This is a genomic window from Streptomyces cadmiisoli, assembly GCF_003261055.1.
Classification (GTDB): domain Bacteria; phylum Actinomycetota; class Actinomycetes; order Streptomycetales; family Streptomycetaceae; genus Streptomyces; species Streptomyces cadmiisoli.
In genome coordinates this window covers 1,954,510-1,966,654 of record NZ_CP030073.1, presented here as the reverse complement: position 1 = coordinate 1,966,654, position 12,145 = coordinate 1,954,510, and the positions used below count along the sequence as shown (strand labels likewise).

At 73.1% G+C, this 12,145-nt stretch carries 12 protein-coding genes, 1 tRNA gene and 1 pseudogene; 8 read left to right on the top strand and 6 right to left on the bottom strand.

What is annotated here, in order from left to right; genetic code table 11:
* Window positions 1–31: 31 nt before the first annotated feature.
* Entirely contained in the window at window positions 32–1,414 is a 1,383-nt protein-coding gene (gad, locus tag DN051_RS08130; RefSeq protein ID WP_053762503.1) for a glutamate decarboxylase, read from the top strand.
* 10 nt (window positions 1,415–1,424) lie between these two features.
* Here gad and DN051_RS08125 read toward each other — a convergent pair whose 3' ends face one another.
* Both DN051_RS08125 and DN051_RS08120 read right to left on the bottom strand, forming a co-directional pair.
* Window positions 1,425–2,429 (bottom strand): Gfo/Idh/MocA family protein, encoded by a 1,005-nt coding sequence (locus DN051_RS08125; RefSeq protein ID WP_112438389.1) that lies wholly within the window; start codon window positions 2,427–2,429, stop codon window positions 1,425–1,427.
* Window positions 2,430–2,505: 76 nt separating this feature from the next.
* Window positions 2,506–3,282 carry an SDR family oxidoreductase gene (locus DN051_RS08120; RefSeq protein ID WP_053762505.1) on the bottom strand — a complete coding sequence of 259 codons (777 nt, stop codon included), beginning with the start codon at window positions 3,280–3,282 and terminating at the stop codon, window positions 2,506–2,508.
* Window positions 3,283–3,504: 222 nt separating this feature from the next.
* Here DN051_RS08120 and DN051_RS08115 point away from each other — a divergent pair, with 222 nt between their 5' ends.
* Together DN051_RS08115 and DN051_RS08110 are read left to right on the top strand one after the other, a co-directional pair.
* Window positions 3,505–4,536: a LacI family DNA-binding transcriptional regulator gene (locus tag DN051_RS08115; RefSeq protein ID WP_053762506.1), complete on the top strand. Its 1,032-nt coding sequence runs from the start codon at window positions 3,505–3,507 to the stop codon at window positions 4,534–4,536.
* A gap of 64 nt (window positions 4,537–4,600) precedes the next feature.
* The gene (locus tag DN051_RS08110; RefSeq protein WP_053762605.1) at window positions 4,601–5,245 is read left to right on the top strand and encodes a TMEM175 family protein; all 645 of its coding nucleotides are present in this window, start codon (window positions 4,601–4,603) and stop codon (window positions 5,243–5,245) included.
* Here the strand turns inward: DN051_RS08110 and DN051_RS08105 are convergent.
* Window positions 5,223–6,386: a Gfo/Idh/MocA family protein gene (locus tag DN051_RS08105; protein WP_112438388.1), complete on the bottom strand. Its 1,164-nt coding sequence runs from the start codon at window positions 6,384–6,386 to the stop codon at window positions 5,223–5,225. The genes DN051_RS08110 and DN051_RS08105 overlap by 23 nt on opposite strands.
* 111 nt (window positions 6,387–6,497) lie before the next feature.
* Here DN051_RS08105 and DN051_RS08100 point away from each other — a divergent pair, with 111 nt between their 5' ends.
* Window positions 6,498–7,499, top strand: a complete 1,002-nt coding sequence (locus DN051_RS08100) for a LacI family DNA-binding transcriptional regulator (RefSeq protein WP_112438387.1) — start codon at window positions 6,498–6,500, stop codon at window positions 7,497–7,499.
* Here the strand turns inward: DN051_RS08100 and DN051_RS46440 are convergent.
* Window positions 7,447–7,635: pseudogene (locus DN051_RS46440) on the bottom strand (hypothetical protein); the annotation flags it as partial. The gene DN051_RS08100 and the pseudogene DN051_RS46440 sit on opposite strands and share 53 nt — an antisense overlap.
* Before the next feature lie 99 nt (window positions 7,636–7,734).
* Entirely contained in the window at window positions 7,735–8,538 is an 804-nt protein-coding gene (locus DN051_RS08090; RefSeq protein WP_246041199.1) for an EamA family transporter, read from the bottom strand.
* 150 nt (window positions 8,539–8,688) lie between these two features.
* On the opposite strand from DN051_RS08090, the gene DN051_RS08085 reads away from it, so the two are divergent.
* The 4 genes from DN051_RS08085 (at window position 8,689) to DN051_RS08070 (ending at window position 10,748) form a co-directional block, all read left to right on the top strand.
* Complete coding sequence (locus DN051_RS08085; protein ID WP_112438385.1) at window positions 8,689–9,543, top strand: LysR family transcriptional regulator; 855 nt, start codon at window positions 8,689–8,691, stop codon at window positions 9,541–9,543.
* Window positions 9,544–9,613: 70 nt separating this feature from the next.
* Window positions 9,614–9,976 carry an ArsR/SmtB family transcription factor gene (locus DN051_RS08080; RefSeq protein ID WP_053762510.1) on the top strand — a complete coding sequence of 121 codons (363 nt, stop codon included), beginning with the start codon at window positions 9,614–9,616 and terminating at the stop codon, window positions 9,974–9,976.
* Window positions 9,973–10,626: an SRPBCC family protein gene (locus tag DN051_RS08075; RefSeq protein WP_053762511.1), complete on the top strand. Its 654-nt coding sequence runs from the start codon at window positions 9,973–9,975 to the stop codon at window positions 10,624–10,626. The genes DN051_RS08080 and DN051_RS08075 overlap by 4 nt, the downstream gene beginning before the upstream one ends.
* A 48-nt stretch (window positions 10,627–10,674) precedes the next feature.
* A tRNA-Pro gene (locus tag DN051_RS08070) sits at window positions 10,675–10,748 on the top strand.
* A gap of 301 nt (window positions 10,749–11,049) precedes the next feature.
* Here the strand turns inward: DN051_RS08070 and absR1 are convergent.
* Window positions 11,050–12,135 carry a beta-glucuronidase AbsR1 gene (gene absR1, locus DN051_RS08065; protein ID WP_053762512.1) on the bottom strand — a complete coding sequence of 362 codons (1,086 nt, stop codon included), beginning with the start codon at window positions 12,133–12,135 and terminating at the stop codon, window positions 11,050–11,052.
* Between the last annotated feature and the right edge of the window lie 10 nt (window positions 12,136–12,145).

Here is a 12,145-nt window from a genome sequence, read left to right as displayed (position 1 = left end):
CGCGATGTCCGGCGACCCGGGGGTTGACTCCATGGCCCTGCACCAGACCAACCGCCCGACGGCCGGGCCCTTCGACGACGTGTACGCGCTGCCCATCAGCGCGCGGGCGCTGCCGAAGTACCGGATGCCCGACAAGGTGTCCGACGCCCGCGCGGTACGCGCCCTGATCCACGACGAACTGGGCCTGGACGGCAACGCCTCGCAGAACCTGGCGACCTTCTGCACCACCTGGGCGGAGCCCGAGGTGCACTCGCTGATGGACGAGTGCCTCGGCAAGAACATGATCGACAAGGACGAGTACCCGCAGACCGCCGAGATCGAGTCCCGCTGCGTCCACATGCTCGCCGACCTGTGGAACTCCCCGGACGGGGCCACCACCCTCGGCTGCTCCACCACCGGCTCCAGCGAGGCGTCCATGCTGGGCGGGCTGGCCCTGAAGTGGCGCTGGCGCGCACGCCGCCGGGCCGAGGGGAAACCCACCGACCGGCCCAACCTGGTCGTCGGACCGGTCCAGGTGTGCTGGGAGAAGTTCGCCCGCTACTTCGACGTCGAGCTGCGCCAGGTCCCGCTGGAGAAGGACGCGGTGGGACTGCGCCCGCACCAGCTGCGCGAGTACGTCGACGAGAACACCATCGGCGTGGTGGCGATCCTCGGCGTGACCTACACCTGCGTCTACGAACCCGTCGCCGGGATCGCCGCCGAACTCGACCGCATCCAGGCGGACACCGGCCTCGACATCCCGGTGCACGTGGACGCGGCCAGCGGCGGATTCGTCGCGCCCTTCCTCCATCCCGAGCTCGTCTGGGACTTCCGGCTGCCGCGGGTCGCCTCCATCAACGCCTCCGGGCACAAGTACGGCATGGCCCCGCTCGGCGTCGGCTGGGTGGTGTGGCGGTCCGCCGACCTGCTCCCCGAGGACCTGGTGTTCCGCGTCTCCTACCTCGGTGGCGACATGCCGACCTTCGCCCTCAACTTCTCCCGCCCCGGCGGCGAGGTCGTCGCCCAGTACTACAACCTGTTGCGGCTCGGACGGGAGGGCTACACGAAGGTGCACGGCGCCTGCGCCGGCACCGCCCGGATGCTGGCCGGGGAGGTCGCCGGCATGGGCCCCTTCACCGTCCTGTACGACGGACAGACCGCGCTGCCCGCCGTCACCTGGACCCTCACCGACGACGCCGCGTCACCCTTCACCCTGTACGACGTCTCCGACCAGCTGCGCCGCCGGGGCTGGCAGGTCCCCGCGTACCCGCTGGCGCTCGGCCGCGAGGACACCGTCGTCCAGCGGGTCCTGGTCCGGCACGGCACCTCCTACGACAAGATCGCCCTCCTCGCCTCCGACCTGCGCACCGCCGTCGGCCTGCTGTCGCGAGGACAGACCGGACACGTGGCCGAGCAGCCGGGGTTCCACCACTGAGGGCGTGGGCTCAGGCGGTGCGCACCTCATCGATCCGCACCGGCCGGTGCTCGCGCAGGGACAGCGTGCACGCCTCCGCGATCCACCCGGCCTCCAGCGCGTCCGCGACCGTGCACGGCGACGGCCGCCGGCCGGCGACCACCTCGGTGAACGCGGCGAGTTCGGCCCGGTAGGCCTCGGTGAAGCGGTCCATGAAGAAGTCGTGCGGGGTACCCGCCGGGAACGTCGCGCCCGGCTCGACCGACCGCAGCGGCAGCTTGTCCTCCAGCCCGACGGCGATGGAGTCCTCGAAGCCGTGCAGCTCCATCCGCACGTCGTACCCGCGCCCGTTGTGCCGGCTGTTGGAGACCACGGCGATCGTGCCGTCGTCCAGGGTGAGCACCGCTCCCGTGGTGTCGGCGTCGCCCGCCGCCGCGATGTAGTCGGCACCGCGGTTGCCCCCGACGGCGTACACCTCGGTGACCTCACGGCCCGTCACCCAGCGGATGATGTCGAAGTCGTGCACCGAGCAGTCGCGGAAGATCCCGCCGGAGGCGGCGATGTACGCGGCCGGCGGCGGCGCCGGGTCCAGCGTCGTCGAGCGCACCGTGTGCAGTGTGCCCAGCTCCCCGGACAGCACCGCGGCGCGCGCGGCGACGAAGCCGGCGTCGAAGCGCCGGTTGTAGCCGATCTGCACGGGCACGGCGCCGCCCTCGACCGCCTTGAGCACCTTGACGCCCTCGGCCGTCGTCCCGGCGACCGGCTTCTCGCAGAAGACCGGGATGCCGGCCTCCACCCCGGCCAGGATCAGGGCGGGGTGGGCGTCGGTCGCGGCGGCGACGACGATGCCGTCCACACCGGCCGCCAGCAGGGCCTCCGGCGAGTCCGCGACTTCGGCGCCGAAGCGCTCGGCGGCGGCCTTGGCGGCGTCGGTGAACGGGTCGGTCACCACGAGCGACTCGACGGCGTCGAGTCCGTGCAGGGTCTCGGCGTGGAAGGCGCCGATGCGGCCGAGGCCGAGGATTCCGATACGCATGGGGGAGCAGCTCCTTGAGGTCTTGCGGGGACGAGCACCAGGGGGGAGCCCCACGGGGGGCGCAGGGGAGGCCGGGTCAGTCCAGACCGCCGAGCACGTTCTGGTCCCAGTCGATCACCGAACCGGTGACCACACCGGACCGCTCGGACAGCAGGAACACCACGAAGTCGGCGATCTCGTCCGGCCGGCCCAGCGTGCCCATCGGCAGTCGCGCGGCCGCCTGCTCGCGCCAGTCGTCGCCGGCGCCGTGGAACGCCTTCTGAGTCGCGTCCTCGCCCTCCGTCGCGGTCCAGCCGATGTTCACACCGTTGATCCGCACCCGGTCGAAGCGATGGGCGTGCGCCGCGTTGCGGGTCAGACCGATCAGCCCGGCCTTGGCCGCCACGTACGGCGCGAGGAAGGGCTGCCCGCCGTGCGCCGAGGACGTGATGATGTTGACGATCGTCCCGGGCGCCCCGCGGGCCAGCAGATCCGCCACCGCCGCCTGCATCGCGAAGAACGGCGCCCTGAGGTTGATCGCGACGTGCTGGTCGAACAGCTCGGGCGAGGTGTCCAGGAGCGTGCCGCGCGAGGTGAGCCCGGCCGAGTTCACCAGGCAGTCGATCCGGCCGTACGCCGCCACCGTCCGGGTGACCGAGGCCTTCGCCTGCTCGGCGTCGGCCAGGTCCGCCCGGAGGAACAGGGCCTTGCCGCCCGCCTCGGTCAGCTCCGCCACCAGCGCCTCGCCGGGCGCCGGGCGGCGCCCGGTGACGGCCACCGCCGCGCCCTCGCGGACCGCGGCCCGGGCGACGGCCGCGCCGACCCCCTGACTGCCGCCGTTGACCAGGACGACCTTGTCGTCGAGAAGTCCCATCTGCGGAAGGTCCTTTCAGCCGGTGCGCCGCGGCGCACGGGACGATGCCGCCGGGGTCGCCGGGGCCTCCGTCCCGGGTCCTCGATGACAGGGGCGGCTCGGCACTGCCATTCTTGACATGACAAACCCTTCGAACAACCAGCAGGCAGCCATCAAAAACCCGTCAAACGGATCCGTCGGCGGAGCCCCGGCGGACCGCCGCCCGACATTCAGGAGCCTTCTGTGGGACACCCCTTCCCCATCCGTGAGATCGCACGTCAGGCGGGCCTGAGCGAGGCCACCGTCGACCGGGTCCTCAACGGCAGGGGAGGGGTCCGCGAGTCGACCGCGCAGGAGGTGCGGCGGGCCATCGCCGACCTCGACCGGCAGCGCACCCAGGTCCGGCTGGTCGGCCGCACCTTCATGATCGACATCGTGATGCAGGCCCCGGAGCGCTTCACCACGGCCGTCCGCGCCGCCCTGGAGGCCGAGCTGCCGTCCCTGCACCCGGCCGTGCTGCGCTCCCGCTTCCATCTGCGTGAGACCGGCACGGTCCGGGAACTGACGGCCACCCTGGACCGGATCGCCCGGCGCGGCTCCCAGGGAGTGATCCTCAAGGCACCGGACGTCCCCGAGATCACCGCCGCGGTGGGCCGGCTGACCGCCGCCGGGATCCCGGTCGTCACCCTCGTCACCGACCTGCCCGCCAGCTCCCGCCTCGGCTACGTAGGCATCGACAACCGCGCCGCCGGCGCCACCGCCGCCTACCTCATGGGCCAGTGGCTCGGCGACCGCCCGGGCCATGTCCTGACCAGCCTCAGCAGCGGCTTCTTCCGCAACGAGGAGGAGCGCGAGATGGGCTTCCGCGGCGCCATGCGGGCCCGCCACCCCCACCGGGCCCTCGTCGAGATCGCCGAGGGCCAGGGCCTGGACGCCAACCAGTACGACCTGGTCCGCGCCACCCTCGAACGCGACCCGGAGATCCGCGCGGTCTACTCGATCGGCGGCGGGAACATCGCGACCCTGCGCGCCTTCGAGGACCTCGGCCGCGCGTGCGCCGTGTTCGTCGCGCACGATCTGGACCAGGACAACACCCGACTGCTGCGCGAGCACCGGCTGTCCGCCGTGCTCCACCACGACCTGCGCCAGGACATGCGCGAGGCCTGCCACCTCGTGATGCGGGCCCAGGGCGCGCTGCCGCCCGCCGGGCCGACCCTGCCCTCGGCGATCCAGGTCGTCACGCCCTACAACCTGCCGCCGGCCACGGGCGTGTGACACACCGCCGCGCCGGGGGCGTGGATCCCCGGTCGGGGGGCTCCGGCTTCCTACCGTCGTGGGCATGTGGAAATCGATCCCGGACGGCGGCCCCGAGCGGCTGACGGCCCTCGCCGACGGCGTGTTCGCCATCGCCATCACCCTGCTCGTCCTGGATCTCTCCGTGCCCCGCGGACTGGAGTCGGCGCAGTTTCACGAGGAACTGCTCGACCTCCTCCCGGACCTGGGGGCGTACGCGCTCAGCGTGGCGGTGCTGGGCGGCTACTGGCGCGACCACCGCAAGATCTTCAGCACCGTCCGGCAGGTCGACGGGCAGGTGGTCCTGCTGGCCCTGATCGGCCTGGGCGTCGCGGCCCTGGTGCCCTTCCCCACCCGCCTCATCTCCGACTACGGCGGCGAACCCGTCTCGGTCGCCGTCTACGCCGGGGCGGTCGCCTCGCTCGGCGCCGCCCACCTCGCGCTCGTCGTCGTCCTGCGCCGGCGTCCCTGGCTGCGCGACGACAACGAGTCCGAGGCCGGCTCCGTCCTCTACGCCCTCGACCACGCCGTGACCGTCGCGGTGTTCGTCCTGACCGTCCCGCTGGCCGCGGTGCTGGGGCCGGCGGCCATGTGGTGGTGGCTGGTCCTCGTCCCGGCCAAGTACGCGATCGGCCGCCGGGCCGCACGCGCACCCCGGCCGCCGGACGTCACGCCCCGGCGTCCACGCTGACCCAGCTGCCGGTCCGCGCGGACCGCGTCATCGCGTCCAGCGCCGCCGCGCTGTGCACGGCGTCCGCCAGCGTGGCGCCGTACGCGGTGTCCTCGGCGATCGAACGCAGGAAGCGGTAGGCCTCGACGACCTTCAGGTCGTCGTAGCCCATGGCGTTCGCGGCGCCGGGCTGGAACGCGGCGAACTCGCCGTCGCCGGGGCCGACGTACACCGTGCTGACGGGCTGGTCCTGATAGGTGGTGCCACGGCTGACCCCCAGCTCGTTCATCCGGCGGAAGTCCCAGAACACGGCGCCCTTGGTGCCGTGCACCTCGAAGCCGTAGTTGTTCTGCTCGCCGACCGAGACGCGGCAGGCCTCCAGCACCCCGCGGGCACCGGAGGCGAAGCGCAGCAAACAGCTGACGTAGTCCTCGTTCTCCACCTCGCCCAGCTCGCCGCCCGTGGCGCGGGAGTGCCCCGCGGTGGCGCCGGTGGGGCGGGCCCGCCGGGGTACGAACACGGCCGTGTCGGCGGTCAGCGAAGTGATGTCCCCGAGCAGGAACCGGGCCAGGTCCACGCCGTGCGAGGCGAGGTCGCCGAGCACCCCGCTGCCGCCGCGCTCCCGCTCGTACCGCCAGGTCAGGGCACCCTCGGGATGGGCCGCGTAGTCGCTGAACAGCCGGATCCGCACATGGGTGACATCGCCCAGCTCCCCGCTCGCGATCAGGTCCCGGGCGGCCTCCACGGCGGGCGCGTTGCGGTAGTTGAAGCCGACCGCGCCCCGGACCCCGGCGCCGGCGACCGCGTCGGCCACCGCGCGGGCGTCCTCGGCCGTCAGACCCACCGGCTTCTCGATCCAGATGTGCTTGCCGGCGGCGGCCATCGCGACGCCGATCTCCCGGTGCAGGAAGTTCGGGGCGGTGATGCTGACGGCTCCCACGCGCGGGTCCGCGGCCACCTCACGCCAGTCGCGGGTCGCCGACTCGAACCCGAACTGCGCGGCGGCCTCCTCGGCCCGGCCCGGCACCTCCTCGGCCACCGTCACGAGCCGCGGACGCAGAGGCAGCCGGGGGTAGTGGTGCGCGACGCGGGCGTACGCCTGGGTGTGGACGCGGCCCATCCAGCCGAATCCGACGACGGCGACGCCGAGTGCATCCACCATGACATCTCCCATTTGGACCGGTCCATTTTCGTCCCACGTCACATTCCGCGTCGTTTCCGCACGTGTCAAGGGGCTTTGACAAGCGGACCGGTGCGTGGAACGGTCCATGCCATGAGAGCGCCGACGATCCGCGACGTGGCCGAACGGGCCGGTGTCTCCAAGTCGCTCGTCTCACTCGTACTGCGCGGCTCCCCGCAGGTCCGCCCGGAGAAGCGGGACGCGGTGCTGCGGGCGGTGCGCGAGCTGGGCTACCGCCCGAACGCCGCCGCCCGCACCCTCAGCGAGCAGCGCTCCCGCACGGTCGGCGTCCTCCTGAACGATCTGCGCAACCCCTGGTTCGTCGACCTGCTGGACGGCCTGAACTCGCTGCTGCACGACAACGGCCTGCACATGCTCCTGGCCGACGCCCGCCTCAACCACCGGACGGGCCGGGACCTCGCCCGCTCCTTCCTCGACCTCCAGGCCGACGGGCTCGTCGTGGTCGGCACCCTGCCGGACCGCGCGGCGCTCGAACCGGTCGCCGAGCGGATACCGGTCGTCGTCGCCGGGGCCCGCGAGCCGGTGCCGCCCGGTGTCGACGTGGTCGCGGGCGACGACACCGACGGCGCCCGGCTGGCCACCGAGCACCTCGTCGGGCTCGGTCACCGCCGCATCGCCCACATCGCGGGCTACGGCGCCGTCGGCGACCTGCGCCGCGACAGCTTCGAGGCCACCATGCGGGCGCACGGGCTCGCGCACGGCGCGGTGGTGGAGAGCGGCGACCTGACGGAGGAGGGCGGCTACCGCGCCACCGTCCGGCTGCTCAGCCGCCCCGACCGGCCGACCGCCGTCTTCGCCGTCAACGACATCACCTCGGTCGGTGTCCTGTCGGCGGCCGACGAACTCGGCCTGCGCGTCCCGCGCGACCTGTCCGTGGTGGGCTACGACAACACGAGCATCTCCCGGCTGCGGCACGTGTGGCTCACCACCGTCGACAACGCCGGCCACGAGGTCGGCCGCCGCGCGGCCCGCGCTCTGCTCGACCGGATCGAGGGACGCGGCGGACCGGGAGGTGTCCGGCTCACCGCGCCGACGCTGGAGATCCGCGGCACCACGGCCGCCGTCGGAGGCTGATCGCATACGCCCCGCGCGGCGTCTCGTGCACCGTCCAGGCCGTACGGTCGCCGGCTCGCAGCACCGCCGTGTCGCCCGCCCCCACGTCAGCGTCGGACCGCCCGCCACCCCGATCGTCGCCGAGCCGCTGATCACCACGAACGACTCGTCGGCCTCGGTGCCGGTCACACCCCCGGCGTGATCCGCCGGATGCCGCGCACCTGACGGCCGTCCGCCGACTCCCGCCCGCCCGGCCTCACACGCGCCGTGTGGCGAGGCTGAGCGTGTTCGCCGCGACGACCGCCGCGACACCGGCCCATTCCCAGCCCCCGAGGTCCTGCCCGAGGACGAGCAGTCCGACCACCGCGGCGAGGACCGGATTGACGCTCATGAACAGTCCGAACGTCTGGGCCGGGACATGACGCAGGGTCAGCAGGTCCGCGAGGTAGGGCACCGCCGAGGACAGGACGCCCGCCGTCACGGCCCAGGCGATCGACGCGGCGTCCGGCGGGTGCCGCAGGGCGACCAGGACGCCGACGGGCAGGAACAGCACGGCGGAGACGCCCGCCGCTGCCGCCGCGCCCTGCGCTCCGGCAACGCGCCGGCCGACGGTGCGGTTGAGCAGGATGTACGCCGCCCAGCACGCGGCCGCCAGCAGGGCGAGGCCCATCCCCGCGTAGTCGGCGGACGGCCGCGGACGCATGAGCGTGACCACGCCCGCCGCGGCGATCACCGCGCAGCAGGCGTCCAGTCGGCGCCGGGCCGCGGCCAGGGCGATGCCCAGCGGGCCGAGGAACTCCAGCGTCACCGCCAGCCCGAGACCGATGCGGTCGACGGCGCTGTACAGGCTCAGGTTCATCGTCCCGAACACCACGGCCAGCAGCAGCACCGGCCACCACTGCGCCCAGGTGAGGTGCCGCAGTCGCGGCCGGCCCACGGCCAGCAGGACCGCCGCGGCGACGTACTGCCGGACCGCCACCACACCGACCGGGCCGATCACGGGGAACGCCAGGGCGCCGACGGCGGCACCGGTCTGGTTGGACAGGCCGCTGGCGACCATGGTGACCACACCGGACCGGCGCCGGCCGGACGGCTGCGGGCACCGGTCGGGCGAGACACGGCGTGCGGAGGCTGCTGGCATGCAGGTGATGGTGCGGGCTTCCGCCCCTTGCGCAAAATGCAACCGTCGAGTCATCCATACGCTTGAGTCATGGATGTGGAGCTACGCCAACTGCGCTGCCTCGTCGCGATCGTGGACGAGGGCACCTTCACCGACGCGGCCGCGGCGCTCGGCGTCTCCCAGGCCGCCGTGTCCCGCACCCTGGCCTCCCTCGAACGCTCCCTGGGTGTCCGGCTGCTCCGACGCACCTCCCGTCAGGTGACCCCGACGGCCACCGGACTGCGGGTCGTGGCGCACGCCCGGCGGGTGCTCGCGGAGGCGGACCATCTGGTCCGGGAAGCCACCTCCGGGCACGCCCGGGTGCGGATGGGCTACGCCTGGGCGGCGCTCGGCCGGCACACACTCCCCTTCCAGCGCCGGTGGAGCGCCGCGCACCCGGGCGTCGAGCTGTCCCTGGTGCGGGTCAACTCGCCGACGGCGGGTCTGCTGGAGGGGATGTGCGACCTCGCGGTGGTCCGCAGGAGCCCCGACGACCGGCGTCTGGACTCCGCCGTCGTCGGCCTGGAACGGCGGCTGTGCGCCCTGGCCGCCGACGACCCGCTGGCCCGCCGCCGGACGGTCCGGCTCGCCGACCTCGGCGGGCGCGTCCTCCTGGTCGACCGCCGCACCGGCACCACCACGGTGGACCTGTGGCCGGCCGGTTCCCGCCCGGTCACCGAGGAGACCCACGACGTGGACGACTGGCTCACCGTGATCGCCACCGGCCGGTGCGTCGGCCTGACCGCGGAGTCCACCGCCAACCAGTACCGGCGCCCCGGCGTCGTCTACCGCCCGGTGCGCGACGCCGAGCCGGTCGCCGTGCGGCTGATCTGGTGGCGCGACGAGCCGCACCCCGCGACGCAGGCCGTCATCGAACACGTCACCGCCCTGTACCGCGCGCACTAGGCACGCCCACCCGCCGGCACCCGAAGTATCAGCGCTCGCTTATATAAGCGTGTGCTGATACATTGCGGATGTGCACGCCTTCGACGTACTCGGCGACCCCGTGCGGCGCCGCATCCTTGAACTCCTGGCCGACGGGGAGATGGCGGCCGGCGCGGTCAGTGAGGTCATCAGGGCGGAGTTCGGGATATCGCAGCCGGCGGTCTCGCAGCATCTGGCGGTGCTGCGGGAGAACGGCTTCGCGACGGTGCGCCCCGAGGGCACCCGCCGCCTGTACGCGGTGAACTCCGAACCGCTGCGGGACGTCGACGTCTGGCTCGACCGGTTCCGCCGGTTCTGGACCCCCCATCTGGACGCCCTGGCCACGGAGTTGGCCCGCGGCAGACGCGAGCGCCGGCTTCGCGGCGCCGAAGACCCACCGAGGAGCAACCCGTGATCGACGTCACCCACCAGATCAACTCCGTGAGCCGGCAGGTCGGCAAGCGCGTCTTCAAAGCCGGCGAGGCTCGCGTGGTGACCGTGAGCCAGTCCTACGCTGCCCCGCTCGACGACGTCTGGGACGCCTGCACCAACCCCGAGCGGCTGCCCCGCTGGTTCCTGCCGGTGACCGGCGAGCTGCGCCCGGGCGGCCACTACCGGCTGGAGGGCAACGCCTCCGGCACCATCGAGCGCTGCGACCCGCCGAAGGGCTTCTTCGCGACCTGGGAGTACGGCGGCGAGGTCAGCTGGATCGAGCTCCGGCTGACCGCCGAGACCGAGGAGCGCACACGCTTCGAGCTGGAGCACATCGCCCACGTCGACGACGAACGGTGGGCGCAGTTCGGGCCCGGCGCCGTCGGCGTGGGCTGGGACCTCGCGGTGATGGGGCTCGCCCGGCATCTGTCGTCCGGGGCGCCCGTCGACCCCGCCGAGGCCATGGCGTGGTCGGAGTCCGAGGAGGGCCGCCGCTTCATCACGGCCAGCAGCGAGCAGTGGGGCGCGGCGAGCGTCGCGGGCGGTGAGGACGAGACCGCGGCACGCGCCGCGGCGGACCGCACCACCGCGTTCTACACGGGGGCGGGCGAAGAGGGCGACACCCAGGCATGAGGTAGGGTTAACCTGCGCGTTCACCCGGCTCGCCGGGTGACGGCGCACCGGGACGTGGCGCAGCTTGGTAGCGCACTTGACTGGGGGTCAAGGGGTCGCAGGTTCAAATCCTGTCGTCCCGACGGTGCGGAGGGCCTTCGCGGGCGGCAGCTCGCGGGGCCCTTTTCGTGTCTCCCGCGGTGCCTGGCGCCGTACCTCCCGCGTTGAGTCCCCCGCTGCCTCGCGCGGTGAGCCCCGCCACGCCCCCGCCGCCGTGTCACCCGGTCCCCGCCGAAACACTTCCGGCCCCGGAGCGCACCCCCATGCGCTCCGGGGCCGGACGTGGCGTGGTCGGTACGTCACCCTCCCCCGAAGGTGACGTACCGACCGCTCCCCCGGTGCCGGACTGCGGTCTTTCGTGTCCGTGGTGCGCGGTCCGTGCTGTCACCAGCACATGACCGCCGTCTCACCCGAACCCCACGAGGAGTACAGGCGCACACGGACGAAGTAGCGGCGGCCCTTGACGAGCCGGGCCCTGACGGCGGCGTTGCCGCCGACGCCTCCGTCGTCCTGTCCGGCGAGATAGCGGGGCTCCTCGTCCCGCTCCTCGAAGACCACGACGACGGTGTCGCTGTCGCCGAAGGTGCCCACCGTGTACTCGCGGGTCTCCGGCGGCTCGACGGTGAAGTCGGCCTGCTCACCCGGCCGCAGACCGAGCGGCACCGAACGGAACGGCACCAGTGCCGGCGGCCGGCGCGCACCCGTCGGCGGGTACCAGCGAAGGACGAACTCCTTGTCCAGCGCCGACAGGGTGCCGGGCGGGTTCAGACCCGCGCGGTACTGCTCGGGCTCCAGGATCAGCCCCGACGGGAACGGGTACTCCATGATCGACAGCGGGTCCCAGACCGAGCCGTCGACGTCGTCGGGGTCGAGCTTGCGCAGGATGTTGAAGTGGGTCCGTTCCCGGCTCCAGAAGTTCGGCGGGCCCGCCAGTTCGGCGTAGACGGCCTCGTCGTCCCAGTGGATGCCGGCGAACGGGCTCTGGTGCTCGTGCAGCATGCCGAGCGCGTGCCCGATCTCGTGCAGCGCCGTCCCGCGCTCCCCGGGCGCGGTCAGGTCCCAGCCGAAGTTCATCGTGCGTTCGCCCAGGCCGACCTGGAGCGCGTCCTTGCCCACGGTCGACCAGGAGCCGTCTCCGAGCTGGAACCCGATGCGCAGCTCCGCCTCCGAACGGTCCTTCACCTCGGCGAAGGTGACGCCGACACCCAGGTCCTGCCACTCGCGGAAGCAGTCGCGCACCACGTCGCGCTGCTCCTCGGCGCCGACCCACGACACCCGCCGGGTCTCCGTGCCGCCCGGCACGGGGATGACGGAGGCGTCGGTGTCGCCGTCGAAGAAGCAGTAGTGCAGGACCGTGCCGTTGACCCACATCCGCCGGCCGGCGCGCAGCGCACCGAGCCGCTCGGCGGTCAGCCCCGGCTCGAACACCGGAGCCGACGCCTGCGCGAGGGAGCAGTAGCGTCCGGCCATGCGCACAGAC

Coding starts and splice junctions, on each gene's coding strand:
- DN051_RS08090 (WP_246041199.1), bottom strand. CDS start 8,538: ATGGTCGCCAGCGGCCTGTCCAACCAGACCGGTGCCGCCGTCGGCGCC.
- DN051_RS08120 (WP_053762505.1), bottom strand. CDS start 3,282: ATGGGACTTCTCGACGACAAGGTCGTCCTGGTCAACGGCGGCAGTCAG.
- DN051_RS08105 (WP_112438388.1), bottom strand. CDS start 6,386: ATGGTGGATGCACTCGGCGTCGCCGTCGTCGGATTCGGCTGGATGGGC.
- absR1 (WP_053762512.1), bottom strand. CDS start 12,135: ATGGCCGGACGCTACTGCTCCCTCGCGCAGGCGTCGGCTCCGGTGTTC.
- DN051_RS08085 (WP_112438385.1), top strand. CDS start 8,689: ATGGATGTGGAGCTACGCCAACTGCGCTGCCTCGTCGCGATCGTGGAC.
- DN051_RS08100 (WP_112438387.1), top strand. CDS start 6,498: ATGAGAGCGCCGACGATCCGCGACGTGGCCGAACGGGCCGGTGTCTCC.
- gad (WP_053762503.1), top strand. CDS start 32: ATGGCCCTGCACCAGACCAACCGCCCGACGGCCGGGCCCTTCGACGAC.
- DN051_RS08125 (WP_112438389.1), bottom strand. CDS start 2,429: ATGCGTATCGGAATCCTCGGCCTCGGCCGCATCGGCGCCTTCCACGCC.
- DN051_RS08110 (WP_053762605.1), top strand. CDS start 4,601: ATGTGGAAATCGATCCCGGACGGCGGCCCCGAGCGGCTGACGGCCCTC.